Source organism: Pseudomonas sp. SWRI68 (assembly GCF_014269165.1).
Taxonomy (GTDB): Bacteria; Pseudomonadota; Gammaproteobacteria; order Pseudomonadales; family Pseudomonadaceae; genus Aquipseudomonas; species Aquipseudomonas capeferrum.
Window position 1 is genome coordinate 69,810 of the sequence record NZ_JABWRU010000001.1, and the last position, 23,701, is coordinate 93,510.

Genomic DNA, 23,701 nt, shown 5'->3' on the forward strand with positions numbered 1-23,701 from the left:
TCTGTTGCTGCGAGCGCTAGGCACTCGACTTCTTGACCAGACTTTGCAGCTTGCGATGCAACATCGAAACATTGCTTCCTTTCGCCACAAACCCTGTTTGGGTCGCTGAAAGAAGGGCCAGAACTTTATCAGCTTCGGCTTTGCTTGGGAAGGCCCCAAACACACAACTTCCAGTGCCGGTTAATCGAGCTTCAGTGAATTTGCCCAGTGAATTCAACGCATTGCGAACTTCTGGGTAACTCTGCTCTACCACCGGTTGGCAGTCATTTCGACTGTTTCCCTCGGGAACGGGGCGCATCTTAAGGGGGAGGGAATCACGTGTCAACTGCGGATGTGAAAAAATTTCTACAGTACTGACAGACACTTGCGGCACCAGCACGACATACCAGGGCTCGATCGGGTCGACCGGGGTCAGTTGCTCGCCCACACCCTGGGCGAACGCCGCGTGGCCGCGCACGAACACCGGCACGTCGGCACCGAGGGTCAGGCCCAGGCCGGCCAGGCGATCTTCATCCCAGTCCAGCTGCCACAAGTGCGCCAGCGCCAGCAGCGTGGTCGCGGCGTCCGAGCTGCCGCCGCCGATGCCACCGCCCATGGGCAAGACCTTGGTCAGCCAGATGTCGGCGCCAAGGCGGGTGCCGGATTGTTCCTGCAATTTGCGCGCGGCACGCACGATCAGGTTGCTGTCGTGGGGCACCGCCTCGATTTCGGTGTGCAGGCGGATCACGCCGTCTTCACGCAGGGCGAAGCTCAGCTCGTCGCCATGGTCGAGAAACTGGAAGACGGTTTCCAGCTCGTGGTAACCGTCCGGGCGGCGGCCGATGATGTGCAGCCACAGGTTGAGCTTGGCCGGGGCGGGCAGGGTAAGGGTGGTCATCGATCAGTGCCCCAGCTGGCGCGGCTGCCAGTCCTTGACCACCAACGTCACGTCGAGGTCCTTGCCGTGCAGTTTCAGGCGCTCGGGCAACCAGTAGCCGTTCTGCTCGGTATAGCTCAGGTACTGCACCTGCCAGCCATCCTGTTGCAGGCTGGCCAGGCGGCTGTCGCCGTCCAGGGTCAGCTGGCTCTTGCTGTCGGGCGCGGGCAGGCCGCGTACCCACCAGACCAGATGCGAAACCGGCAGTTGCCAGCCCAGTTGTTCTTCCAGCAGTGCTTCCGGGCTGGTGGCTTCGTAGCGGCCCTGGTTGGCCACTTCCAGCACCACGCCGCCGGGGCGGCCGGTCAGGCGGGCAGCGCCACGGCCCAATGGCCCGGCCAGGCGGATGTCGTAGTAGTCCTGGCGCTGCAACCAGAACAGCGTGCCGCTGCCGGAATCGCGCGGGGCGCGGATGCCGACCTTGCCGCTGATCTGCCAGCCGTCGAGGGTGCTGAGTTGCGCTTTGTGCTGGCGCCACTGCTGCGGGTCGCCATGGCCCTGCAGGGCTTCACGGCTACCGAAGCCGGCACAGCCCGCGAGCAGGGCGATCAGGGTGAAGGTGATGCAATGGCGCAGGAACATGGCGTTAAAGGGTCTCTGATCCGGTCAGGCGCAGTACGGTCTTGCGCAGGATGGGGCTGTCGGGCTGGGCTTCGAAGGCCTTGGCCCAGACCTGGCGGGCTTCGCGGCGCTTACCGTTGGCCCACAGGACTTCGCCCAGGTGCGCAGCCACTTCGTGGTCGGGGAAGCGTTCCAGGGCCTGGCGCAGGTAGCCTTCGGCTTCGTCCAGGTTGCCCTGGCGGTAGGCGACCCAGCCCAGGCTGTCGAGCACCGCCGGGTCATCCGGGGTGAGCTGGTGGGCCTTGTCGATCAGCGCCTTGGCCTCGGCGTAGCGGGTGGTGCGGTCGGCCAGGGTGTAACCCAGGGCGTTCAGGGCCATGGCGTTTTCCGGCTCGCGGTCGATGATGGCGCGCAGGTCTTTCTCCATCTGCGGCAGGTCATCACGCTTTTCGGCCAGCATGGCGCGGGTATACAGCAGGTTGAGGTCGTCCGGGTAACGCTGGATGCCTTGTTGCAGCACCTGGTTGGCCTGGGCGTCCTTGTTGTTGTTGCTGTAGCTTTCCGATTCGATCAGGTACAGCTGGATGGCGTAGTCCGGCTGGGCTTCGCGGGCTTCGGCGAGCAGGCGCGAAGCCTCGGTGCCGCGGCCGTTGGCAATCAGGATGTCGGCCTGGCGCAGCTGCGCCGGCAGGTAGTCGGGGCCGGTGCCGACCAGGGCGTATTCGCGCAAGGCGCCTTCGGGGTCGTGGCGCTCCTCGCGGATGCGGCCCAGGTTCAGGTGGGCGGCGTCGACGTTGCTGTCGCGTTCGACCAGCTCCTGCAGGTAGCCCTCGGCTTCATCCCAGTCTTTGTTTTCCAGGCATACCAGTGCCAGCGAGTAGCGCAGCTCGTCATCCTCGGGGTACTGCTGGACCAGGCTGATGAACTCCCCCTTGGCATCGGCGATGCGGTCCTGCTCGACCAGGGTACGGGCGTAGGTCAGGCGCAGGCGTTTGTCATCCGGGTTGTCGCGGATCGCGCCACGCAGCAGGGGCAGCGCCTCTTTGCCGCGGTCGAGCGCTTGCAGCAGGCGGGCACGCAGCAGAATCGGGGCGATCTCGCCATTTTGCGGCGGGTGCTCCTCGAGCAGTTCGAGCGCTTCTTCGGCCTTGCCGTCCTGGTTCAGCAGGAGCGCCTTGCCGAACACCAGCTGGCTGTTTTCCGGGTACTTGACCAGCAGGCGTTCGAAGCTCTGCAGCAAGCCGTCGCGGGTGCTCTGGTCGGTCTCGGCGGCCGACAGGGCGAGGAAGTCGAAATGGGTATCGCCCTGGCCTTGCAGGACTTTTTCCATGTAGACCATAGCATCGTCGTAGCGACCGGCCCGGGCCAGCTGGATGGCGGCGGCGCGCTGGGCGTCGAGATTGTCCGGGTCGTTGCGGGCCCAGATCAAGGCGTTTTCCAGGGCCGGCTCGTCGGCGCCGAGGTACTCGGCGATGCGGTAGGCGCGTTCGGAAACGCCAGGGTCCTGGGTTTTTTCGGCCTGGTCGGCGTAGTTGGCCAGGGCGATGTCGAAGCGGTTGCGCTGGCCGGCCAGCTCCGCTACCAACAGGCTATATAGGGTGTCTTGCTTGAACGAACCGTACACCACGGGTTTTTCGGCCTCGCCCTTGCCGGCCTCGGCAACGGGTGGCTCGGCTTTTTGCGGGGCCAGGCTCTGGCAACCCTGGAGCAGGGCGAAGGCAAGCAGCAGTGCGTAGTGTCTGTTCATAGAAAGGCTTAAAAGGACTCACCGGCGGTCGGAGCATGATGACACAAGCGCGGGGGCAAACCCACCTGCGAAGCATTTGCTTAACTGCGACCATGGCAGGGGCGCCCAGGTTCCGCCACCTGTGTGGGGGTGGCCTGTTGGGGGCGGCCTTGGGTTGCGAAAGGGGCGCGTAGCGGCCCCAGGTTTTCAGGTTTGTCAGAGATAATGCCGGGGCCGCTGCGCAGCCCTTTCGCGACGCAAGGCCGCTCCTACACGACAATAGCGAACGGTGGTTGTTCTAAAACCTGCGAAAGAGGACAATTATCGGCTTCTCGTCACAACCAGCGACCTTGCATGGCCTTTCTTGCACTTGGTATCAACCATAAGACTGCCTCGGTAGACGTACGCGAGCGCGTGGCGTTTACCCCAGAGCAGCTGGTGGACGCCCTGCAACAGCTCTGCCGACTGACCGCCAGCCGTGAAGCGGCGATCCTGTCGACCTGCAACCGTAGCGAGCTTTATATAGAGCAGGACCACCTGTCTGCCGAGGCCGTACTGCTGTGGCTGGCCGATTACCACCGGCTGAGCCTGGATGAACTGCGCGCCAGCGCCTACATCCATGAAGAGCACGATGCGGTGCGGCACATGATGCGCGTGGCCTCTGGCCTCGATTCGCTGGTGCTCGGCGAGCCGCAGATCCTCGGCCAGATGAAGTCCGCCTACGCCGTGGCGCGTGAGGCCGGTACCGTTGGCCCACTGCTCGGGCGCCTGTTCCAGGCCACCTTCAGTGCCGCCAAACAGGTGCGCACCGACACCGCGATCGGCGAAAACCCGGTTTCGGTGGCGTTCGCCGCGGTGAGCCTGGCGCGGCAGATCTTCAGTGACCTGGGCCGCAGCCAGGCCCTGCTGATCGGGGCCGGCGAGACCATCACCCTGGTCGCCCGCCACCTGCATGAGCAAGGTGTGCGCCGGATCGTGGTGGCCAACCGTACCCTGGAGCGTGCCAGCACGCTGGCCGAGCAGTTCGGCGCACATGCCGTGCTGCTGGCCGACATCCCCCAGGAACTGGCCAACAGTGACATCGTCATCAGCTCCACCGCCAGCCAGTTGCCGATCCTTGGCAAGGGCGCGGTCGAGAGCGCGCTGAAACAACGCCGGCACAAGCCGATTTTCATGGTCGACATCGCCGTGCCGCGTGATATCGAACCCGAAGTGGGCGAGCTCGACGACGTCTACCTGTATACCGTCGATGACCTGCACGACGTAGTCGCAGAAAACCTCAAGAGCCGCCAGGGTGCGGCCCAGGCTGCCGAAGAGCTGGTGTCGGTGGGCGCCGAAGACTTCATGGTGCGCCTGCGCGAACTGGCTGCGGTGGACGTGCTCAAGGCCTACCGCCAGCAAAGCGAGCGCCTGCGCGACGAAGAGCTGCAAAAAGCCCAGCGCCTGCTGGCCAACGGCGGCAACCCCGAGGACGTGCTGGCCCAACTGGCCCGGGGCCTGACCAACAAACTTCTGCATGCGCCCAGCGTGCAGTTGAAAAAGCTCTCGGCCGAGGGCCGCCTCGATGCGCTGGCCATGGCCCAGGAACTCTTTGCCCTCAACGAGGGCTCGACGGACAAATCCCTGCAATGAAAGCGTCGCTGCTGAACAAACTGGATATTCTCCAGGACCGCTTCGAAGAACTGACCGCACTGCTCGGTGACGCTGAGGTCATCAGCGACCAGACGCGTTTCCGTGCTTATTCCCGCGAATACGCCGAGGTCGAGCCGGTTCACACGGCCTATCAGGCATGGCGCAAAGTCCAGGACGACCTTGAAGGTGCCCAGGCGCTGCTCAAGGACAGCGATCCGGATATGCGCGAAATGGCCGTGGAGGAAGTGCGCGAAGCCAAGGAGCAACTGCTGGCGATGGAGGCGCAGCTGCAACGCATGCTGCTGCCCAAGGACCCCAACGACGGGCGTAACGTGTTCCTCGAAATCCGCGCTGGCACCGGTGGTGACGAGGCGGCGATCTTCTCGGGTGACCTGTTCCGCATGTATTCGCGCTACGCCGAAAAGCGTGGCTGGCGTCTGGAGATTTTGTCCGAGAACGAAGGCGAACACGGCGGCTACAAGGAAATCATCGCCCGCGTCGAAGGCGAAAACGTTTACGGCAAGCTTAAGTTCGAGTCTGGTGCGCACCGTGTGCAACGGGTGCCCGAGACCGAGTCGCAGGGGCGCATCCACACCTCCGCTTGTACCGTGGCCGTGCTGCCCGAGCCCGATGAGCAGGCGGTGATCGAGATCAACCCGGCCGACTTGCGCGTGGACACCTACCGCGCTTCCGGGGCCGGTGGCCAGCACATCAACAAGACCGACTCGGCGGTTCGCATTACTCACTTGCCCACCGGTATCGTGGTCGAGTGCCAGGAAGAACGCTCGCAGCACAAGAACCGTGCCCGTGCCATGTCCTGGCTGTCGGCCAAGCTCAACGACATGCAGACCAGCGCCGCGCAGAATGCCATCGCCAGTGAGCGCAAGCTGCTGGTGGGCTCCGGTGACCGCTCCGAGCGTATCCGCACCTACAATTATCCACAGGGCCGGGTAACCGATCACCGCATCAACCTGACCTTGTATTCGCTGGACGACATCCTTGCCGGTGGCGTCGACGCCGTGATCGAACCGCTGTTGGCCGAGTACCAGGCCGATCAACTGGCCGCCCTGGGGGACTGATGACCATCATCGCCAGCTTGCTGCGCAATGCGCAGTTGCCCGAATCGCCCACCGAGCGGCTGGACGCCGAACTGTTGTTGGCTGCGGCCATCGGCAAGTCGCGCAGCTACCTGCATACCTGGCCCGAGCGCATCGTCAGCAGCGAAGCGGCCGACACTTATGCCGGTTACCTGCAGCGCCGCCGCAGCGGTGAGCCGGTGGCGTATATCCTTGGGCAGCAGGGGTTCTGGAAGATCGACCTGGAAGTGGCACCGCATACGCTCATCCCGCGCCCGGACACCGAGCTGCTGGTCGAGACCGCCCTGGAGCTTCAGCCTGCGACACCTGCCAAGGTGCTCGACCTGGGCACCGGCACCGGGGCCATTGCCTTGGCCCTGGCCGGCGACCGCCCGGCCTGGCAGGTGATGGCGGTGGACCGTGTCGAGGAGGCCGCCGCGCTGGCCGAGCGCAACCGCCAGCGCCTGGGGCTGGGCAATGTGCAGGTGCGCGTCAGCCACTGGTTTGACCAGCTCGGCGATGAGCGTTTCGACCTGATTGTCAGCAACCCCCCCTACATTGCCAGCGAAGACCCCCACCTGGCCGCTGGCGATGTGCGTTTCGAACCCAGCAGCGCACTGGTGGCAGGTGCCGATGGCCTGGACGACCTGCGCGTGATCATTGCCCAGGCGCCGCAGCACTTGCTGCCAGGCGGCTGGTTGCTGTTGGAGCATGGTTATGATCAGGCAGCGGCGGTGCGCGCCTTGCTGACTGAACAAGGCTTTGCCGAGGTTGCCAGCCGCATCGACCTGGGCAGCCATGAACGCATTACCCTGGGGCGCCTGCCATGCTGAGTGATCAGGAACTGTTGCGCTACAGCCGGCAAGTGCTGCTGGCGCAGATCGATATCGACGGCCAGTTGCGCCTCAAGCAGAGCAAGGCGCTGATCGTCGGCCTCGGTGGGCTGGGCTCACCTGTGGCGCTGTACCTGGCTGCGGCGGGGGTGGGCGAGTTGCACCTGGCAGATTTCGACACCGTCGACCTGACCAATCTGCAACGCCAGGTGATGCACGACAGCGACAGCGTCGGCATGAGCAAGGTGGACTCGGCGCTGCAGCGCCTGGGGGCGATCAACCCGGAGATCAGCCTGGTCGCTCACCGCCAGGCGCTGGACGAAGATTCGCTGGCCGCAGCGGTGGCTGCGGTCGACCTGGTGCTGGACTGCTCCGACAACTTTTCCACGCGCGAGGCGGTCAATGCCGCCTGCGTCGCTGCTGGCAAGCCGTTGGTCAGTGGGGCGGCGATCCGCCTCGAGGGCCAGCTTTCGGTGTTCGACCCACGGCGTGACTACAGCCCGTGTTACCACTGCCTGTATGGCCATGGCAGCGAGGATGAACTGACCTGCAGCGAAGCCGGCGTGATCGGCCCGCTGGTGGGGCTGGTAGGTAGCCTGCAGGCGCTGGAAGCCATGAAGCTGCTGGCTGGGTTCGGCGAGCCACTGGTGGGCCGCCTGCTGCTGATCGATGCCCTCGGCACGCGCATACGTGAACTGCGGGTCAAGCGCGACCCGGCCTGCGCTGTCTGCGGCAAGCGCGATGGCTGAGCGTTCGGCGCCGATTGGCGTGATGGATTCGGGGGTCGGCGGTTTGTCGGTGCTTGCCGAGATCCAGCGCCTGCTGCCCAACGAAACCCTGCTGTATGTGGCCGATTGCGGTCACGTGCCCTACGGTGAGAAGTCGGCGGATTACATCCGCCAGCGCTGCCGACGCATTGCCGAGTTCTTCCAGCAGCAAGGCGCCAAGGCCATGGTCCTGGCCTGCAATACCGCCACGGTGGCGGCGGTTGCCGACCTGCGTGAGCTGTACCCGGTCTGGCCGCTGGTGGGTATGGAGCCTGCGGTAAAGCCTGCAGCCGCCGCCACCCGCTCCGGTGTGGTCGGGGTGCTGGCCACTACCGGGACTTTGCAGAGCGCCAAGTTCGCGGCATTGCTCGACCGCTTCGCCAGCGATGTACGGGTGGTCACCCAGCCTTGCCCAGGGCTGGTAGAGCTGATTGAAACCGGCGACCTGGGCAGCCCCGCGTTGCGCCAGTTGCTGCTCGGGTTTGTGCAGCCACTGCTGGATGCCGGCTGCGATACGCTGATTCTTGGCTGCACCCATTACCCATTCCTGCGCCCCTTGCTGGCCGACATGGTGCCGGCAGACGTGGCCATCATCGATACCGGCGCCGCCGTGGCGCGCCAGCTGCAACGGCTGTTGCACGCCAACGACCTGCTGGCCGAGGGCCCGGCGCTGGATACCCGCTTCTGGACCAGTGCCGACCCGCAAACTCTGAGAAAAATCCTACCGTTGCTGTGGCATAAGTCCGACAGTGTGCAAAGCTTTGCGTTGTGAAAAAAACGTCAAAAGCAGCTGAACTATCGTACCACTGCCGATTTCTACCGATTTGCCTGGCAAGAGGCGAACACTAACAACAGCATCAGGAAGAAGGATGTTTCTTATGAGGAAACTGCTCGGCTTGGCGGCGGTTGCCGCCTTAACTTTGGGGCAAGTGGTGTCGGCGCAGGCTGCCGATGTTTCATTTTCGGTGGGGCAGACCGGTGACTCTACCATGGTCTATCGGCTGGGGTTGCAGTCGAACTGGGAGGCGAGCTGGTGGCAGACCAGCGTTGGTCGTCTCACCGGTTATTGGGATGGGGCTTACACCTATTGGCAGGGTGACGAGACGGCGAGCAACCACAGCTTGTCGTTTGCGCCAGTGTTCGTCTATGAGTTTGCCGGGGAATCAGTGAAGCCTTACATCGAGGCGGGCATCGGTGTCGCGGCCTTCTCCAGCACCGAGCTTGAAAGCAACGAGCTAGGCTCGGCGTTCCAGTTCGAGGACCGGATCGGTTTCGGCTTGCGCTTTGCCGGTGGGCATGAAATTGGCGTGCGCGCCATCCACTATTCCAACGCCGGTATCAAGCAGCCCAACGATGGTGTGGAAAGCTACAGCCTGCATTACCGTATGGCGTTGTAACCCACCTGCTTGGGCAGTGGGAGCGGGTGAGCCGCTCCCACTGCGGTAGCACCTTGCCAACCCTTGGGTCAGCGCGGCAGCGGCCACAAACTGCTAGGGTCCAGCGTCTCCAGCACCAGTTCAGGTTCTCGAAGCGGCAGTCGCCGCAGCAGTTCTTCGGCAGCGCTCTGCGCTGTCCACATCTCCGGCATAGCCTGCGCCGGTGTCACGGGGGTCTTCAATGATTGCGGCGCCACCACCGTCAGGCTGATCTGCAGTTGACCCAGTACCTGGCGTTGCTCGCGAAACCACTGCGCGGTGCTGTTGAAACCGCTGGAAACCTGTGTGGGCGCAAACAGCTGCGAGGCTGAATAGCGATTGAGGATCGCCATTACCTGAGGCGCTTCACCCTTGGTCAGCAGCGGCAAGGCACTGGCCAGGCATTGTTCGCTGGCCAGCAGGTTGCTGGCGGCGATGGCCTCGAACAGCTCGGCATCAGGTATGGCCTCGGCCACATACTCACCGGTGCCGGCATTGATGATCAGGCAGTCCAGCGACCCCCAGTTGCCCAATAGCAGCTTGCTGGCTGCCTCGACCTGATCCAGCGCCTGCAACTGGCCCGGCAGGCGCAGCAATTGCGTGCCGTAGCGTTCGCCCAGCGTGTCCAGTGCTTCACACTCCCTGCCACTTGCGGCTACCCGGTGCCCCTGTTCGAGCAACTGTTGTACCAATGCCAGCCCTAATCCATTAGTGGCCCCTGTCACCCAGACACTGCGAGCTCTATTCACGATACTGCCCCTTAATGCTGCCGACGCGGAAGGCCTTTGAAGGCTTCTAATGCGCGCTGGCGACTGCTGCCGAGATCGACTATTGGATTGTGATACGAATGGGTAGCAAAAAGATCCACAGCCTTAACTGGCTGATGAATGGCTTTATCATCCAGCGCCTGCAGTTCCGGTACCCAGTGACGAATGAAGCGCCCCTGCGGATCGAAGCGCTGAGACTGCGAAACCGGGTTGAAGATGCGGAAATAGGGCACGGCGTCGGTGCCGGTAGATGCGCTCCACTGCCAGCCGCCGTTGTTGGCTGCCAGGTCGCCGTCTATCAGGTGACGCATGAAATGTCGCTCGCCTTTGCGCCAGTCGATCAGCAGGTTCTTGCTGAGGAACATGGCGACGATCATGCGCAGGCGGTTGTGCATCCAGCCGGTGTGCAGCAACTGGCGCATGGCGGCATCGATGATCGGAAAACCGGTGCGCCCCTGTTCCCAGGCCGCGAGGTCTTCAGGTGCATCACGCCAGGGCAGGGCTTCGGTCTGGGCACGGAAAGCGCGGTGACGGGATACCTGTGGATAACCCACCAGGATGTGCTTGTAGAACTCCCGCCAAAGCAACTCGTTGACCCAGGTCTGGATGCCGGTGCTGCCGCTGTCGAACTCGCCACGGTTGCTGGCCAAGGCCCCGTGCAGGCATTGCCGGGGCGAAATCACCCCGGCGGCCAGGTAGGCGGAGAGCTCGCTGGTGCCGGGCTTGGCCGGGAGGTCGCGCTGGTGTTGGTAGTCTTCCACCCGCTCTTCGAGAAAACGCGACAGCCGTGCTTGCGCTTCGGCTTCGCCCGCTGGCCAGCCATCGCGCAAGGCACGCGGTACTGGGTCGAAGCCCAGCACATGCTCAGGTAGCGGGTCGCTGGCGATCGCCAGAGGCGCCTGGGGCTTTAGCCGTGGGGCCAGCGCGGGGAGGCTGCGGTGCAGATGCTCCAGGCAGCGTTTCTTGAATTGGCTGAAGACCTGGAAGTAGTCACCACTGCGGGTAAGGAGGGTGCCAGGGCGGAAGAACAGCTGGTCGAGGTAGCTGTGCGCCTGCACGCCTGATTGCTCCAGCCGCGCCCGCACAGCCTGGTCGCGGCGCTGTTCGTTGATGCCGTACTCGTCGTTCCAGTGCACGCTATCTATCCGATGCTGATGGCATACTGATATTATTGCATCGGATGCCTGATCCCACCTGTCAATTGAGCGGATCAGCAGCGGGATGTTGAGTGTGCCCAGTGCCTGGCGCAGCGCGCGCAGGTTGCGCAGCCAGAAGTCTACTTTGCAGGCGGCGTCGTCGTGAGCCTGCCATTGGCCGGGGCTGAGCAGCCACAGGGCGACGGTCGGGCCGCGCTCACAGGCGGCGCTCAAGGCGGTGTTGTCGTCGATGCGCAGGTCGCTGCGCAGCCAGATCAATTGCATGGTGCATTCATCTCTACAGGCCGGCGGTCATTGCCTTGAAGCAAGCGCAATGCCGCCTGCGGGGTATCGAACAGGAGCAGGTCGGGGAGGTCGAGGGCGTTCAGTTGGGCTTCATGCAGGGCGAGCGTGGCGCCGCCCAGCAGTTTTGCCCCCGGCGTACCCTGCAGCGTGCGCTGCAAGGCCTTGATGTCGATGCGTGGCCCCAGGTGCAGCAACAGGGCGCGCGGTTGCAGCGCGGCGATGGCCCGTTGCAGTTGCGGGCCACCCACCGGCTGTTCAAGCACCTCGACGGGGATGCCGTTGCTGCTGAGCAGCCAGGCGCACAGCCACAGCTCAGGGTCGAAGGCGCGTTCGCTGTCTTCGGCCAGCAGCACTGGCGCACCCTGTAGCAGCTGGTTGTCGTGATACACCCGGGCGCCGAGTTTGCTGCGCAGCCAGCTGTGGAAGAACACTTGCTCAAGCCGTGCATTGAAATAGTTGCGCCAGCGCAGGTCCAGGCTGTCGAGCAGGGGTAGCAGCAATTGCTCGCACAGGGTAATGGCGGGGTACAGCGCCATGGCCTGGTTGAGTTGCTGGTCAAGTGCCCGCTGCGAGAGGTTGGCGATAGCCTCGATCAACTGCGTCTGTCGCGCCTGCCAGTTGCTGTGTGGGGCGGTGCTGGCCGGTTTATCGAGCAGCTCGCGCACCTGCCCCACCGATGCGCCGCGCTGCAGCCAGGCCAGGATCGCTTCGACCCGTTCGACCTGCTCGTTGGAATACAAGCGATGCCCTTTTGCGGTGCGCTGTGGCTTGAGCAGGCCGTAACGGCGCTCCCAGGCCCGTAGGGTGACTGGGTTGACGCCGGTGCGGCGGGCGAGTTCGCCGATCGCTAGCAGGGCCTCAGACGGCATTGCGCAATCCTAGGCTTTCGGGGTGTGGCTGCAGGTAGGCCTGCTGCATCAGGTAAGGGTCGGGGTGCTTGCGCAGGTGGTGCTTGAGCAGCGTCAGCGGCACCACCAGCGGCACCACGCCCTGTTGGTACTGGCTGATGATGGCTTGCAGTTCGGCCTTGTCCTGCTGGGTCAGGGCATCTTTGAAGTAACCGCTCAGGTGCTGCAGTACGTTGCAGTGCGTGCCACGGCTGGCGCAGCGGCGCAGGGCCTGCATCAGCTGGCTGAAATAGTGTGGGCCGACCTGCTGCGGGTCGTCATCCCGGCTCATGCTGCCCAGTAGTCGCCCCAGGGTGCGGTAGGCATGGGGGTTGTTGGCCATCAGCAGGTACTTGTAGCGCGAGTGAAACCGCACCAGGGCGCCGCGGCTCAAGCCTTCGGCCAGCAGGCGCTGCCAATCGGCATAGGCGTATACGCGGCTGATGAAGTTTTCGCGTAGCACTGCGTCATGCAGGCGGCCTTCCTCCTCCACCGGCAGGTCCGGGCGAAGGTTGCAGAAGGCCTGGGCATACACACCACGTCCGCTATGCAACGCAGGGTGGCCGTTATCCTGGTAGACCTTGACCCGCTCCAACCCGCACGAAGGTGACTTCTGCATGAAGATATAGCCGCAGATATCGTCGAGCTCGCCGGCCATCTGCTCGCCATAGGTGCGCAGCGGGCCGGTGAGGTCCATGCCGGGGTTGCGGGTACCGACCACTTCCGGCTGCTCCGGGTTGCCTACCAGGCGAATAGGGTCGCGCGGTACACCGAGGCCGATAGCGACCTCGGGGCAAACCGGCAGCCATTCGAAGTGCGCTTCAAGTTGCGCGCGGCACAAGTCGGATGCCTTGTGCCCACCGTTGTAGCGCACACTGTGCCCGGTCAGGCAGGCGCTGATGGCGATGCGAGGCTTGCAGTGAGCGGAAGGGGATTGCATGGCTGTCTCCGGTAAACTTGTACGCGATATCTATTTTGTACAAGTTTATTCCAGCACAGCCTTGGCGTTATGCAAACTGATTTTTTTGTACAGGCTCAGCGCCCGTTCAGTCGAGATGCTCCAGCAGCCGGCGAGCGGCTTCCTGGCCACTCAGCCAAGCCCCCTCGACGCGGCCGGACAAACACCAGTCGCCGCAGGCGTACAGGCCCTGATCGGCATCGGCCAACGCGCCCCACTCATGGTGGCTGGTGGGGCGTGCATACAGCCAGCGGTGGGCGAGGGAGAAGGTGGGTGCCGGCACCACGCAGCCGACCAGTTCGGCGAATTCGCCCCATAACTGCTCGATCACCTCTTCCTTGGGCAGGTCGATATGCTGCCGGCTCCAGCTCGACGTGGCATGCAGCACCCAGGTGTCGAGGTGCTCGTCACGCCCGGGCTTGCTGCGGTTGCGGGCCAGCCAGTCGAGCGGGTTGTCCTGCACGAAGCAACCTTGCATGGGGGTGTCCAGTGGCGTCTGGAAGCCCAGGGCGACGGCCCAGGTAGGCTCCATCTGCACGCCAGCGGCCACGGCAGCCAGTTTGGGCGTCGAGGCCAGTAACGGCGTTGCCTGCGGCGCAGGCACCGCGATCACCACGCGGCTGAACGGGCCGTGGCTGCAGCCTTCGGTGTCTTGCAGGTGCCAGTACTGCTTGCCGCGGAATACTTCAGCGATGCGGCAGCCAAAGTTGACCGTCACATCCTTGAGCATGCCGCGGGTGATGGCACTCATGCGCGGCACGCCTACCCAGCGAGTCTGCTCATCCGGGGAGGGTGTGAGTTCGCCGTCGCGGTAGTTGTACAGTTGCGGCTTCCATTGCTCGGCCCAACCCGCAGCCACCCATTGCTGGACCTGATCGACGAAACGCCGGTCACGGGCAGTGAAATACTGGGCGCCGAGGTCCAGCGCGCCAGCGTCGCTGCGCTTGCTGGCCATGCGCCCGCCACTGCCGTGGCCTTTGTCGAACAAATGCACGGATTGCCCGGCCTTTTGCAGCGCCTGGGCGGCGGACAGACCGGCGATACCGGCACCGATGATGGCAATAGGTACTGTCATGATGGCCTCTTCAAACCTTGCTGTGAGCAGACTACGCTGTCAGGCAAACCTGTACAATGCACAAATTTTGTATAAGGTTATTCCGCTTTATAGAGCAGGTTGGCCTATGTTTATCCGAGAGCGTCGGGTCAAAAAAGTGCCTTGTTCTAAAAATAGACCACTGCCGCATTCTGCGAGGACACAGCCATGCATATATTGCTGACAGGCGGCACCGGTTTGATAGGCCGGCACCTGTGCCAGCTCTGGCTCGGCCAGGGCCATCGCCTTACGGTTTGGAGCCGCCGGCCTGATCAGGTACCCAAACTGTGCGGTAGCCAGGTGCGCGGCATCGCCCGGCTGGAAGAACTGCAGGCGGATGATCAGTTGGATGCGGTCATCAACTTGGCCGGCGCGCCGATTGCCGATCGGCCTTGGACCGGCGCCCGGCGTAACCTGCTGTGGGCCAGCCGGGTCACCCTGACCGAGCAGTTGCTGGCTTGGCTGGGCAGCCGCGAGCAGCGCCCGGAGGTGCTGATCTCCGGGTCTGCGGTGGGTTGGTACGGGGATGGCGGTGAGCGCGAACTGACCGAGGTATCGCAGCCGGTACGCGAAGATTTTGCCAGCCAGTTGTGCATCGCCTGGGAAGAAACCGCCCAGCGTTCGCAGGCACAAGGCATCCGGGTGGTGCTGGTGCGAACGGGGCTGGTGCTGGCCAGCGATGGCGGCTTTTTGTCGCGCCTGCGCCTGCCCTTCAAACTGGGGCTGGGCGGGCCGTTGGGCGATGGCCGGCAGTGGATGCCGTGGGTCCATATAGACGACCAGGTCGCCCTGATTGATTTTCTCTTGCAGCACAAGGACGCCAGCGGTCCTTATAATGCCTGCGCCCCAGAGCCTGTGCGCAACCGCGAGTTCGCCAAGCGCCTGGGCCGGGCCATGCACCGGCCGGCCGTGCTGCCCGTGCCTGCGCTGTTGCTCAAGGCCGGCCTTGGCGAGCTGTCGACGCTGTTGCTCGGTGGCCAGCGGGCGCGCCCGGTGCGCTTGCTGGCGGCAGGGTTCACCTTCCGTTTCAATGATCTGCAATCGGCCCTGGACGACTTGTCCAGCCGCCTCTGACATAGGACGCTGCATGACTGATCACGCCCTGCTGCTGGTCAACCTGGGTTCCCCGGCCTCCACTTCGGTGGCCGATGTGCGCCGTTACCTCAACCAGTTCCTGATGGACCCGTACGTGATCGACCTGCCCTGGCCGGTGCGGCGCTTGCTGGTCTCACTGATCTTGATCAAGCGCCCGGAACAGTCGGCGCACGCCTACGCCTCCATTTGGTGGGAGGACGGTTCGCCACTGGTGGTGCTGACCCGCCGTCTGCAAGCGGCGATGGTCGAGCACTGGCCCCATGGCCCGGTGGAGATGGCCATGCGCTATGGCCAGCCGGCATTGCCCGAGGCGCTCGAGCGCCTGGCCGCCCAAGGCGTGCGCACGGTCACCCTGGCACCGCTTTATCCACAGTTTGCCGACAGTACGGTTACCACGGTGGTCGAGCAGGCGAAGCAGACCATCAGCGAACGCCAGCTGCCGCTGCAGATGCGTGTACTGCAGCCGTTCTACGATCATCCCGACTACATCGACGCGCTGGTGGCCAGTGCCAGGCCCTATCTGGAGAAGGATTACGATCACCTTCTGCTGAGTTTCCATGGGCTGCCGGAGCGGCACCTGAAGAAGCTGGACCCCACCGGCAAGCATGATTTCCGAGCGGCCGATTGTTGCAAGGACGCCAGTGCCGAGGAGCGCGCAGTGTGCTATCGAGGGCAATGTCAGGCCACGGCCAAGGCGTTTGCGCAGAAAATGGGTATCCCGCACGGCAAGTGGTCGGTGTCGTTCCAGTCGCGGCTGGGGCGGGACAAGTGGATCGAACCCTACACCGAGAATCGCTTGGATGAACTGGCTGCTGCGGGGGTGAAGAAGCTGCTGGTGATGTGCCCCGCGTTCGTTGCCGATTGCATCGAGACGCTGGAAGAGATTGGCGACCGCGGCAAGGAGCAGTTCATCGAGGCGGGGGGCGAGGAGTTGGTGCTGGTGCCGTGCCTGAATGATCACCCGGAGTGGGTGCGGGTGTTGGCGGGGATGTGCGAAAAGGCTTGAATGCAAAGGGCCGCATTGCGGCCCTTTGCGAGCGGTCTGGCAAGGCCGCTCTTACACATCCAGCTTCTTGTTCTTCCAGCCATCATTGCCCGGCAGAATGAGGTTCAGGGCAATGGCCACTACGGCGCACAGGGAAATACCCTTGAGGCCCCAGTCGTCCGGGCCGTCACCGCTGCCGATCAAGACCCCGCCAATGCCGAACACCAGGGTCACCGAAACGATCACCAGGTTGCGCGCTTCGGCCAGGTCGATCTTGTGGCGGATCATGGTGTTCATGCCCACCGCCGCGATCGAACCGAACAGCAGGCACAGAATACCGCCCATGACCGGTACCGGAATGCTCTGCAGCAGCGCGCCGAACTTGCCGATGAAGGCCAGGGTGATGGCAAAGATCGCCGCCCAGGTCATGATCTTCGGGTTGTAGTTCTTGGTCAGCATCACCGCGCCAGTCACTTCGGCGTAGGTGGTGTTGGGCGGGCCACCGAACAGGCCGGCAGCCGTGGTCGCCAAGCCATCACCCAGCAAGGTGCGATGCAGGCCGGGCTTTTTCAGGTAGTCGCGGCCGGTCACGCTGCCCACAGCGATCACCCCGCCGATGTGTTCGATCGCCGGCGCCAACGCCACCGGCACGATGAACAGGATGGCCTGCCAGTTGAACGCCGGCGCGGTGAAGTTGGGGATCTCCAGCCAAGGCGCGGCGGCAATCTTGGCGGTGTCGACCACACCGAAGGCGAACGCCAGGGCAAAGCCCACCAGCACGCCGGAGATGATCGGTACCAGGCGGAAGATGCCCTTGCCGAACACCGCGACGATCAAGGTGGTCAGCAGCGCCGGCATCGAGATCAGCATGGCGGTCTGGTAAGGCATCAGCGCAGCACCATCACCGCCCTTGCCCATGGCCATGTTGGCGGCGATCGGCGCCATGGCCAGGCCGATCGAGATGATCACCGGGCCAATCACCACGGGCGGCAGCATGCGGTCGATGAAACCGGTGCCTTTGATTTTGACCATCAGCCCCATGAAGGTGTAGACGAAGCCTGCGGCCATCACGCCGCCCATGGTCTCGGCCAGGCCGAACTGGCCCTTGGCAAGGATGATGGGGGTGATGAAGGCAAAGCTCGACGCCAGGAACACCGGTACCTGACGGCCGGTGACCAGTTGGAACAGCAGCGTGCCGATGCCAGCAGTGAACAGCGCGACGTTCGGGTCGAGGCCGGTGATCAGTGGCATCAGCACCAGCGCGCCAAATGCCACGAAGAGCATCTGCGCGCCCGAAACGACCTGGCGCCAGAGCGGGTCGTTGAAGCCGTCCTGCATGGTCAGGCGTCCTTTTGCTTGGTGCCGAAGATCTTGTCGCCGGCATCACCCAGGCCCGGCACGATGTAGCCGTGCTCGTTGAGGCGCTGGTCGATCGAGGCGGTGTAGATCTGTACGTCGGGGTGGGCTTTTTCCACCACGTCGATACCTTCCGGTGCTGCAACCAGGACCATGGCGCGGATTTCCTTGCAGCCAGCCTTTTTCAGCAGGTCGATGGTGGCGACCATCGAGGCGCCGGTGGCCAGCATCGGGTCGATGATCAAGGCCAGGCGCTGGTTGATATCCGGTGCGAGCTTTTCCAGGTAGGTGTGGGCTTCGAGGGTTTCCTCGTTGCGCGCGACGCCAACGGCACTGACCTTGGCACCCGGAATCAGGCTGAGCACGCCGTCGAGCATGCCGATACCGGCGCGCAGGATCGGCACCACGGTAATCTTCTTGCCGGCGATTTTTTCGACCTGCACCTTGCCGCACCAGCCGTCGATCTCGTAGGTTTCCAACGGCAGGTCTTGAGTGGCTTCATAGGTCAGGAGCGCGCCGACTTCCTGGGCGAGTTCGCGAAAATTCTTGGTGCTGATGTCGGCACGGCGCATGAGGCCGAGCTTGTGGCGGATCAGCGGATGGCGGATCTCACGAGTGGGCATAGGGGGGGCTCCGAAAGGCGGGCAAAAAAACCGCGCTAGATTAATCTATTCAACCTGTGCTGTCGTGTAGTCCTTTTGGACGTTAGTCCATAAATGCTTGATCTGTGACGAGCGGATGCGTACCTTTGCCCGCTTTTCCAAAATACCCCCGGAGAGCGCAATGTCCGCCGATCTCGAGCACATCCGTCAAGTCATGCGCGAAGCTGACTGTCTGTACAACGAAGCCGAAGTCGAAGCGGCCATCGCCAAGGTCGGCGAGCAGATCTGCAAAGACCTGCACGACAAGAACCCGGTGGTCTTCTGCGTGATGAATGGCGGCCTGATTTTCACCGGCAAGCTGCTGACTCACCTGCAGTTCCCGCTGGAAGCGTCGTACCTGCACGCCACCCGCTACCGCAACCAGACCAGCGGCGGTGAGCTGTTCTGGAAGGCCAAGCCTGAAGTCTCGTTCATCGACCGTGACGTGCTGATCGTCGACGACATCCTCGACGAAGGCCACACCCTCAGCGCCATCATCGAGTTCTGCAAGCACGCCGGCGCTCGCTCGGTGCACACCGCGGTGTTGATCGACAAGGACCACGACCGCAAGGCCAGCCCGGACCTCAAGGCCAACTACGTCGGCCTGCCGTGCGTCGATCGCTACATCTTCGGCTATGGCATGGATTACAAAGGCTACTGGCGCAACGCCAACGGCATCTTCGCCGTCAAGGGGCTGTGACCATGCGCCAGCCCGCGTTCATCGACCAATCGCTGTTCGCTGGGCTGGCGCAAAAGGCTGCCGCCAACCCTCGCGGGCGGCAGCACCACAATTTCCACGAGATGGAAGAGCCCTGCCACCGCATGGCGGTCGGGTTGCAGCCGAGCACGTACATCCCGCCGCATCGGCATCTGAATGACGACAAGGCCGAAGCACTGATCGTGCTCAAGGGGCGCCTGGGCCTGCTGATTTTCGATGAGCAGGGCGCGCTGACCGACAAGCGTGTGCTGCAGGCTGGCGGTGACTGCCTGGGCGTGGACCTGGCACCCGGTACCTACCATGGGTTGGTGGTGCTGGAGCCAGACAGCATCTTGTTCGAGTGCAAGGCCGGGCCGTACCGGCCGGTGGGCGAGGGCGAGCATGCGCACTGGGCGCCACGCGAAGGCGAAGCGGGCGTGGCCGAGTACCAGGCCTGGATGCGCGCGCAGTTCGATTGAGCGGCGGCTCCGGTACAGGCTGAACACAGCATGCTAGAGTGCCTGTTCATGCCAAGGAGCCTCACATGCGTGCGATTGTTCCCCTCCTGCTGGCGGTCAGCCTGCCGATCGGTGCAGCACCCCTGCACAGCCAGTTTCTGCCGCCCGATGACCTGTCGTTGCGCCAGGAAGCGCCGACTGGTCAGCAACTGCTGCAGGTGACCGATTATTCGGTCGTAGTAGGTGCCCAGCGCCAGTCCGACCAGCAGCCGATCCCGATCACCGCCTCGTTGCAGATGCGCCTCAAGGGCAAGCCGCTGAGCAAGGGCGCCACCCTTGCCCAGGTGCTGCTGACCTTCGATGGCGAGCCCGGCAAAAGCTTGAAAAAACCGGTCTATGACGAAAAAACCCGCACCTTGAGCCTCAATTACCCGGTCAGCGATTACCGCGTGATCATGGACCTTTTGCGCAACGAGACGCTCTACGTACAGTTTCTGACCTATGGCAACGGCCATATCTGGGCCGACCTGCACACCGGGACCGTACGTACGCGTTGAGGCGTGCGCCCTGCGGGGGGTAAACTGCCGGCCTTCGAAATTCCGTGATGGTCCAGTTGGAGTCGGCAATGCGTAAAGACAAGAAACAGGTAATCGGTGACGAAATCAGCGACGACTACATCAAGTCGTACCTTCAGTTCGAGCCGGCCGATGGCGTGACTTCGCCTTCTCAGCACAAGCTGATCAAGGCTTACCGCGGTCTGCGTATTGACGACTTCGAGCGTTTCGTCCGCTTCTTCGTCGAAGCTGGCCTGGACCTGGATGGCAAGGACGAGCACGGCAAGACCTTTGTCGAGGTAATCGCCGACCAGCGCGGTGCGCCGGAGTACATCGAGGTCATCGAGAAAGCTCGGGGCTGATGTGTAGCCTGTATCGCAGCCACAAAAAAACGCCCCGAGGGGCGTTTTTTCGTTTCAGCCAGCTCAGGCGTAATGCTGGGCCGGGCTGTCTTCTACCAGTTCCAGCGCCGCATCGTTGTCGGCACTGATCTTGCGGTACAGCGCAGCATCGGTTGCCAAGGTCTTCTCGCGAGCCGGGAAAATCTCCTTGAGCTTGGCAGCCCAGGCACCTTTGGCCTGCTCGGGGAAGCAGCGCTCGATCAGTTCGAGCATGATCGAAACGGTGACCGAAGCACCCGGCGATGCGCCGAGCAGCGCCGCCAGGCTGCCGTCCTGAGCCGAGACCAGCTCGGTACCGAACTGCAGAATGCCGCCTTTTTTCGGGTCTTTCTTGATGATCTGCACGCGTTGGCCGGCCACTTCCAGGCGCCAGTCTTCGGCTTTAGCCTGCGGGTAGAAGCGACGCAGGGCTTCCAGGCGTTGCTCCATCGACTGCATCACTTCACTGACCAGGTACTTGGTCAGGTCCATGTTGTCGCGGGCTACGGCCAGCATTGGGCCGATGTTGCCCATGCGTACCGACAGCGGCAGGTCCATCAACGAGCCATGCTTGAGGAACTTGGTGGTAAAGCCGGCGTAAGGGCCGAACAGCAACGAGGTCTTGCCGTCCACCACGCGGGTATCCAGGTGCGGCACCGACATCGGTGGCGCGCCGACTGCGGCCTGGCTGTAGACCTTGGCCTGGTGCAGTTTGACGATTTCCGGGTTGTCGCAGCGCAACCACTGGCCGCTGACCGGGAAGCCGCCGAAGCCTTTGCTCTCGGGGATGCCGGAAAGCTGCAGCAGCGGCAGGGCCGCGCCGCCGGCGCCGAGGAACACGAAGCGGGCATCGACTTCACGGCTGCCGCCGCTGTTGACGTCCTTGATGCTCACGGTCCAGCCGCTGCCGTTACGGCGCAGGCCGACGACTTTCTTGCTGTACTTGACCTGCGTGTCCGGGGTGTCGGCCAGCAGCTTGAGCATCTTGTTGGTCAGCGCGCCGAAGTTGACGTCGGTGCCTTTCGCCACGCGGGTGGCGGCGATGTGCTGGTCGGCCGGGCGGCCGGGCATCATCAGCGGCATCCAGTCCTTCATCACGGCCTTGTCTTCGGTGTATTCCATCTCGGTGAAGGCGTGATGCTGCTTGAGCAGCTCGAAGCGCTTCTTGAGGAAGGACACACCCTTTTCACCTTCGACGTAGCTCAGGTGCGGGACAGGGTTGATGAAAGCACGCGCCGAGCCGAAGTTGCTCTTCTTGCTCAGGTAGGCCCAGAACTGGCGCGAGACCTCGAACTGGGTGTTGATGTGCACGGCCTTCTTGATGTCGATGCTGCCATCGGCGGCCTGGGGCGTGTAGTTAAGCTCGCACAGGCCAGCGTGGCCGGTACCTGCGTTGTTCCAGGGGTTGGAGCTTTCCGCGGCCCCGGAGTCCATCGCCTCGACGACCTCAAGCTTCAGGGTCGGGTCGAGCTCCTTGAGCAGTACGGCCAGGGTGGCACTCATGATGCCCGCGCCTACCAGTACTACATCAACCGATTCGTTCTGCGCCATTTAACGCGTCTCCACAATCTACAGCTACCTAATTGACAGCATAGGACCTGGGTTTGCCAGGATCGCCATGTCCGACTTTTCGCAGTTCTTGCAACTTCCGCGGACACCGCCAATCAGTCTTCGGGTTCAGGTATTGAACCCCGTTTGCCACAGGTGCGGCAATTCGACTTATGGTCAAGGTGTCGTGCGTGCGTTATGGAGCGGCCTCAAATACTCATCCGGGATGAGCGCAGTTGCCGCCTGTTCAGGGCTGTTCGGGACACATCTGCTGCTTTTGCACATGCCAGACTGTTCATTTGCTCGCCACACTCTCGTGAAGTTGTGAAAAACCGTTTTTTCACGCTCTTTTGGAGACGTGAACCTCAAAAGGGGACTGCGCGATGGCAACCCACAGGTTCATGCAGTGCGAAGGGCCGGAAAAGCAGGCACGACAGCCGATGCAAGACCTGAGTGGAAGGCTCTCTGTGGGCGAAGCGGTGAAGGTGCCGGGGTCAAGCGGCAAATGCGGGGCCCGATCAGGAGACGTCCTTATAATCGGGGGGAGATTATAGCGATGTCGCGGGCAGAAAGGTCGTTATTCGTGGTTTTTATTGCAGCGTTTGTCAGGCCGGCAGGCTGCGTTGATGCCAACGGTTGTTTGCGCGCGCGCAAACCCGAGCGCTGGCGGGCAGTTGGCGGCCCAGCCAGGCGAGCTGCACTTCGCTGACCTGCACCCAGCCACTGCCGCTTGGCGGCTGGCTACAGTGCTTGAACGCCAGGCATTTGCCGTCGGCGTCAAGGTGGGCATAGGGGCGGTGGCGCGGGCGTTGGAAGAGCAGGGTCCAGAGCGAGGCCATGGCGGTGAGTCCTTTGTGTTAGGGCTGGGCCAAGGATAACGGCAGGGGCATGAAACGATTGTGACAGCGCAGCCTTGGCGATGACTGGCCTGTGCGAGGCTGGGTATACTGTGCGCCTTAGCCGCATTTTCTGGAGAAACGCGCATGTTGCAACGTCTGTTGTTCGGTTTGATCGCCGTGGCCAGCCTCAGCCTGGTCGGATGTGCCCACAGCCCGCAACAACTCAGCCCGCAACCCAAGCTCACCGCCCAGCTCGCACCTGTCGGCCAGGGTCAGCCGGTGGTGGTCAAGGTGGTTGATGGTCGGGCTTCGCAGTCCCTGGGCACTCGCGGTGGCATGTACCCCGAGACCAGCACCATCAGCGTCAGTGGCAATGATGTGCTGCCCAAGCTGCAGGCCCAGGCCGAAGCCGCTGTACGCCTGCTCGGTTTCACCCCGACGCCGAACGCTAACAATGCGCCGCAACTGACCGTGACCCTGGCCGAGCTGAAATACCAGTCGCCCAAGGACAACCTGTACGTGACCGAGGCCACCATCGGCGCCACCTTCCGTGCCGACGTGGCCAACGCCAACCGCCGCTACAGCGGCCGTTACGGCGCTTCGCTGGATCAGCGCTTCGGCATGGCGCCGAACCAGGAAACCAACACCAAGCTGGTCAGTGATGTGCTGAGCGACGCCCTGACCCGCCTGTTCAAAGACCCGACCATCGGGCAGGTGCTGGCCGAGTAAGCCGTCAGTTGCCTTACAAAAAACCCGCTGCCTGGCAGCGGGTTTTTTGTGGGTGGCTGCGGGGGCTTCAGGCCGCCAGGATGTGGAAATCCAGCACGCTGAAACCGGTGGCAACATCCACCTCTGGCAAGTCTTCATGAGCATGCCCTCCCAATGCGCAATAGACCAGCCACTGCCGGTCTTGCACATTGATGGCGAAACCGTCGATCAACGCCTGTTGTTCGTCGCTCTGGGCAACGAGATAGAGGCGGTCCTGGTTTTCGGCGTGCAGCATGAACAAGCTCCGGATCGGGGAAAGGCCGACAGGGTGGCCTGTTCTGATGACGAGCATGTGACAGATGAAATT

At 63.2% G+C, this 23,701-nt stretch carries 26 protein-coding genes; 13 read left to right on the top strand and 13 right to left on the bottom strand.

The genetic code is table 11. From position 1 onward, the window contains the following. Nucleotides 1–16: 16 nt before the first annotated feature. From ispE to HU770_RS00345, 3 genes are read right to left on the bottom strand one after another with little or no spacing between them, the layout of a single operon-like run. Nucleotides 17–877 (bottom strand): 4-(cytidine 5'-diphospho)-2-C-methyl-D-erythritol kinase, encoded by an 861-nt coding sequence (gene ispE / locus HU770_RS00335; protein ID WP_033701331.1) that lies wholly within the window; start codon nt 875–877, stop codon nt 17–19. Between the two features lie 3 nt (nt 878–880). Next, nucleotides 881–1,498, bottom strand: a complete 618-nt coding sequence (gene lolB, locus HU770_RS00340) for a lipoprotein insertase outer membrane protein LolB (RefSeq protein WP_033701330.1) — start codon at nt 1,496–1,498, stop codon at nt 881–883. 4 nt (nt 1,499–1,502) lie between these two features. After that, nucleotides 1,503–3,224 carry a tetratricopeptide repeat protein gene (locus HU770_RS00345; RefSeq protein WP_156310538.1) on the bottom strand — a complete coding sequence of 574 codons (1,722 nt, stop codon included), beginning with the start codon at nt 3,222–3,224 and terminating at the stop codon, nt 1,503–1,505. A 333-nt stretch (nt 3,225–3,557) separates the two neighbouring features. Between HU770_RS00345 and hemA the strand changes: the two genes are divergently transcribed. The 6 genes from hemA to HU770_RS00375 all read left to right on the top strand — a co-directional run bounded on the left by hemA (nt 3,558) and on the right by HU770_RS00375 (nt 8,908). Continuing rightward, a complete protein-coding gene (gene hemA / locus HU770_RS00350; RefSeq protein ID WP_033701328.1) occupies nt 3,558–4,835 on the top strand; it encodes a glutamyl-tRNA reductase in 1,278 nt (425 codons plus the stop codon). Further along, complete coding sequence (gene prfA / locus HU770_RS00355) at nt 4,832–5,914, top strand: peptide chain release factor 1 (RefSeq protein ID WP_186660275.1); 1,083 nt, start codon at nt 4,832–4,834, stop codon at nt 5,912–5,914. Before hemA ends, prfA begins: the two co-directional genes overlap by 4 nt. Next, the gene (prmC, locus tag HU770_RS00360; protein WP_186662869.1) at nt 5,914–6,744 is read left to right on the top strand and encodes a peptide chain release factor N(5)-glutamine methyltransferase; all 831 of its coding nucleotides are present in this window, start codon (nt 5,914–5,916) and stop codon (nt 6,742–6,744) included. The genes prfA and prmC overlap by 1 nt, the downstream gene beginning before the upstream one ends. Continuing rightward, nucleotides 6,738–7,493, top strand: coding sequence for a molybdopterin-synthase adenylyltransferase MoeB (locus tag HU770_RS00365; protein ID WP_033701323.1), 756 nt, complete (start codon nt 6,738–6,740; stop codon nt 7,491–7,493). The genes prmC and HU770_RS00365 overlap by 7 nt, the downstream gene beginning before the upstream one ends. Further along, on the top strand, nt 7,486–8,283 hold the full coding sequence (gene murI / locus HU770_RS00370) for a glutamate racemase (protein ID WP_186660271.1): 798 nt from the start codon (nt 7,486–7,488) through the stop codon (nt 8,281–8,283). The genes HU770_RS00365 and murI overlap by 8 nt, the downstream gene beginning before the upstream one ends. Nucleotides 8,284–8,389: 106 nt before the next feature. Next, nucleotides 8,390–8,908 carry an acyloxyacyl hydrolase gene (locus HU770_RS00375; protein WP_033701321.1) on the top strand — a complete coding sequence of 173 codons (519 nt, stop codon included), beginning with the start codon at nt 8,390–8,392 and terminating at the stop codon, nt 8,906–8,908. A 68-nt stretch (nt 8,909–8,976) separates the two neighbouring features. Here HU770_RS00375 and HU770_RS00380 read toward each other — a convergent pair whose 3' ends face one another. The 5 genes from HU770_RS00380 to HU770_RS00400 all read right to left on the bottom strand — a co-directional run bounded on the left by HU770_RS00380 (nt 8,977) and on the right by HU770_RS00400 (nt 14,055). Further along, entirely contained in the window at nt 8,977–9,675 is a 699-nt protein-coding gene (locus tag HU770_RS00380) for an SDR family NAD(P)-dependent oxidoreductase (protein WP_186662870.1), read from the bottom strand. An 11-nt stretch (nt 9,676–9,686) separates the two neighbouring features. Beyond that, a complete protein-coding gene (gene phrB / locus HU770_RS00385) occupies nt 9,687–11,114 on the bottom strand; it encodes a deoxyribodipyrimidine photo-lyase (protein ID WP_186662871.1) in 1,428 nt (475 codons plus the stop codon). Beyond that, nucleotides 11,105–12,004, bottom strand: coding sequence for a MerR family transcriptional regulator (locus tag HU770_RS00390; RefSeq protein ID WP_186662872.1), 900 nt, complete (start codon nt 12,002–12,004; stop codon nt 11,105–11,107). Before HU770_RS00390 ends, phrB begins: the two co-directional genes overlap by 10 nt. After that, the gene (locus tag HU770_RS00395) at nt 11,994–12,962 is read right to left on the bottom strand and encodes a DUF523 and DUF1722 domain-containing protein (protein ID WP_186660263.1); all 969 of its coding nucleotides are present in this window, start codon (nt 12,960–12,962) and stop codon (nt 11,994–11,996) included. The genes HU770_RS00390 and HU770_RS00395 overlap by 11 nt, the downstream gene beginning before the upstream one ends. 106 nt (nt 12,963–13,068) lie before the next feature. After that, entirely contained in the window at nt 13,069–14,055 is a 987-nt protein-coding gene (locus HU770_RS00400) for an NAD(P)/FAD-dependent oxidoreductase (protein ID WP_186662873.1), read from the bottom strand. Between the two features lie 186 nt (nt 14,056–14,241). Between HU770_RS00400 and HU770_RS00405 the strand changes: the two genes are divergently transcribed. Continuing rightward, nucleotides 14,242–15,147 carry a TIGR01777 family oxidoreductase gene (locus HU770_RS00405; protein ID WP_033701313.1) on the top strand — a complete coding sequence of 302 codons (906 nt, stop codon included), beginning with the start codon at nt 14,242–14,244 and terminating at the stop codon, nt 15,145–15,147. Nucleotides 15,148–15,160: 13 nt separating this feature from the next. After that, nucleotides 15,161–16,174: a ferrochelatase gene (hemH, locus tag HU770_RS00410; protein ID WP_186662874.1), complete on the top strand. Its 1,014-nt coding sequence runs from the start codon at nt 15,161–15,163 to the stop codon at nt 16,172–16,174. Nucleotides 16,175–16,225: 51 nt separating this feature from the next. Here hemH and HU770_RS00415 read toward each other — a convergent pair whose 3' ends face one another. Further along, the gene (locus tag HU770_RS00415; protein ID WP_033701311.1) at nt 16,226–17,491 is read right to left on the bottom strand and encodes a uracil-xanthine permease family protein; all 1,266 of its coding nucleotides are present in this window, start codon (nt 17,489–17,491) and stop codon (nt 16,226–16,228) included. A gap of 2 nt (nt 17,492–17,493) precedes the next feature. Then, on the bottom strand, nt 17,494–18,132 hold the full coding sequence (gene upp / locus HU770_RS00420) for a uracil phosphoribosyltransferase (RefSeq protein WP_033701309.1): 639 nt from the start codon (nt 18,130–18,132) through the stop codon (nt 17,494–17,496). Nucleotides 18,133–18,292: 160 nt separating this feature from the next. Between upp and HU770_RS00425 the strand changes: the two genes are divergently transcribed. From HU770_RS00425 to HU770_RS00440, 4 genes are all read left to right on the top strand, one after another. Beyond that, nucleotides 18,293–18,850 (top strand): hypoxanthine-guanine phosphoribosyltransferase, encoded by a 558-nt coding sequence (locus HU770_RS00425; protein WP_033701308.1) that lies wholly within the window; start codon nt 18,293–18,295, stop codon nt 18,848–18,850. Between the two features lie 2 nt (nt 18,851–18,852). Continuing rightward, entirely contained in the window at nt 18,853–19,326 is a 474-nt protein-coding gene (locus HU770_RS00430; protein ID WP_186660257.1) for a WbuC family cupin fold metalloprotein, read from the top strand. Between the two features lie 65 nt (nt 19,327–19,391). Beyond that, nucleotides 19,392–19,862 (top strand): hypothetical protein, encoded by a 471-nt coding sequence (locus HU770_RS00435; RefSeq protein WP_033701305.1) that lies wholly within the window; start codon nt 19,392–19,394, stop codon nt 19,860–19,862. Between the two features lie 68 nt (nt 19,863–19,930). Then, a complete protein-coding gene (locus HU770_RS00440; RefSeq protein ID WP_033701304.1) occupies nt 19,931–20,221 on the top strand; it encodes a PA4642 family protein in 291 nt (96 codons plus the stop codon). Between the two features lie 63 nt (nt 20,222–20,284). Here the strand turns inward: HU770_RS00440 and mqo are convergent, their stop codons facing one another. Then, complete coding sequence (gene mqo, locus HU770_RS00445; protein WP_186660253.1) at nt 20,285–21,790, bottom strand: malate dehydrogenase (quinone); 1,506 nt, start codon at nt 21,788–21,790, stop codon at nt 20,285–20,287. Nucleotides 21,791–22,392: 602 nt separating this feature from the next. Next, the gene (locus HU770_RS00450; RefSeq protein WP_033701301.1) at nt 22,393–22,626 is read right to left on the bottom strand and encodes a hypothetical protein; all 234 of its coding nucleotides are present in this window, start codon (nt 22,624–22,626) and stop codon (nt 22,393–22,395) included. Nucleotides 22,627–22,770: 144 nt separating this feature from the next. Here HU770_RS00450 and HU770_RS00455 point away from each other — a divergent pair, with 144 nt between their 5' ends. Then, complete coding sequence (locus HU770_RS00455) at nt 22,771–23,355, top strand: YajG family lipoprotein (protein WP_033701300.1); 585 nt, start codon at nt 22,771–22,773, stop codon at nt 23,353–23,355. Nucleotides 23,356–23,422: 67 nt separating this feature from the next. Here HU770_RS00455 and HU770_RS00460 read toward each other — a convergent pair whose 3' ends face one another. Beyond that, nucleotides 23,423–23,629, bottom strand: coding sequence for a hypothetical protein (locus tag HU770_RS00460; RefSeq protein ID WP_186662875.1), 207 nt, complete (start codon nt 23,627–23,629; stop codon nt 23,423–23,425). Between the last annotated feature and the right edge of the window lie 72 nt (nt 23,630–23,701).

Bases quoted from the DNA above. Each gene is read 5' to 3' on its own strand.
- ispE (WP_033701331.1), bottom strand. From the start codon at position 877: ATGACCACCCTTACCCTGCCCGCCCCGGCCAAGCTCAACCTGTGGCTG.
- lolB (WP_033701330.1), bottom strand. From the start codon at position 1,498: ATGTTCCTGCGCCATTGCATCACCTTCACCCTGATCGCCCTGCTCGCG.
- HU770_RS00345 (WP_156310538.1), bottom strand. From the start codon at position 3,224: ATGAACAGACACTACGCACTGCTGCTTGCCTTCGCCCTGCTCCAGGGT.
- hemA (WP_033701328.1), top strand. From the start codon at position 3,558: ATGGCCTTTCTTGCACTTGGTATCAACCATAAGACTGCCTCGGTAGAC.
- prfA (WP_186660275.1), top strand. From the start codon at position 4,832: ATGAAAGCGTCGCTGCTGAACAAACTGGATATTCTCCAGGACCGCTTC.
- prmC (WP_186662869.1), top strand. From the start codon at position 5,914: ATGACCATCATCGCCAGCTTGCTGCGCAATGCGCAGTTGCCCGAATCG.
- HU770_RS00365 (WP_033701323.1), top strand. From the start codon at position 6,738: ATGCTGAGTGATCAGGAACTGTTGCGCTACAGCCGGCAAGTGCTGCTG.
- murI (WP_186660271.1), top strand. From the start codon at position 7,486: ATGGCTGAGCGTTCGGCGCCGATTGGCGTGATGGATTCGGGGGTCGGC.
- HU770_RS00375 (WP_033701321.1), top strand. From the start codon at position 8,390: ATGAGGAAACTGCTCGGCTTGGCGGCGGTTGCCGCCTTAACTTTGGGG.
- phrB (WP_186662871.1), bottom strand. From the start codon at position 11,114: ATGCAATTGATCTGGCTGCGCAGCGACCTGCGCATCGACGACAACACC.
- HU770_RS00390 (WP_186662872.1), bottom strand. From the start codon at position 12,004: ATGCCGTCTGAGGCCCTGCTAGCGATCGGCGAACTCGCCCGCCGCACC.
- HU770_RS00395 (WP_186660263.1), bottom strand. From the start codon at position 12,962: ATGCAATCCCCTTCCGCTCACTGCAAGCCTCGCATCGCCATCAGCGCC.
- HU770_RS00400 (WP_186662873.1), bottom strand. From the start codon at position 14,055: ATGACAGTACCTATTGCCATCATCGGTGCCGGTATCGCCGGTCTGTCC.
- HU770_RS00405 (WP_033701313.1), top strand. From the start codon at position 14,242: ATGCATATATTGCTGACAGGCGGCACCGGTTTGATAGGCCGGCACCTG.
- hemH (WP_186662874.1), top strand. From the start codon at position 15,161: ATGACTGATCACGCCCTGCTGCTGGTCAACCTGGGTTCCCCGGCCTCC.
- HU770_RS00415 (WP_033701311.1), bottom strand. From the start codon at position 17,491: ATGCAGGACGGCTTCAACGACCCGCTCTGGCGCCAGGTCGTTTCGGGC.
- upp (WP_033701309.1), bottom strand. From the start codon at position 18,132: ATGCCCACTCGTGAGATCCGCCATCCGCTGATCCGCCACAAGCTCGGC.
- HU770_RS00425 (WP_033701308.1), top strand. From the start codon at position 18,293: ATGTCCGCCGATCTCGAGCACATCCGTCAAGTCATGCGCGAAGCTGAC.
- HU770_RS00430 (WP_186660257.1), top strand. From the start codon at position 18,853: ATGCGCCAGCCCGCGTTCATCGACCAATCGCTGTTCGCTGGGCTGGCG.
- HU770_RS00435 (WP_033701305.1), top strand. From the start codon at position 19,392: ATGCGTGCGATTGTTCCCCTCCTGCTGGCGGTCAGCCTGCCGATCGGT.
- HU770_RS00440 (WP_033701304.1), top strand. From the start codon at position 19,931: ATGCGTAAAGACAAGAAACAGGTAATCGGTGACGAAATCAGCGACGAC.
- mqo (WP_186660253.1), bottom strand. From the start codon at position 21,790: ATGGCGCAGAACGAATCGGTTGATGTAGTACTGGTAGGCGCGGGCATC.
- HU770_RS00450 (WP_033701301.1), bottom strand. From the start codon at position 22,626: ATGGCCTCGCTCTGGACCCTGCTCTTCCAACGCCCGCGCCACCGCCCC.
- HU770_RS00455 (WP_033701300.1), top strand. From the start codon at position 22,771: ATGTTGCAACGTCTGTTGTTCGGTTTGATCGCCGTGGCCAGCCTCAGC.
- HU770_RS00460 (WP_186662875.1), bottom strand. From the start codon at position 23,629: ATGCTGCACGCCGAAAACCAGGACCGCCTCTATCTCGTTGCCCAGAGC.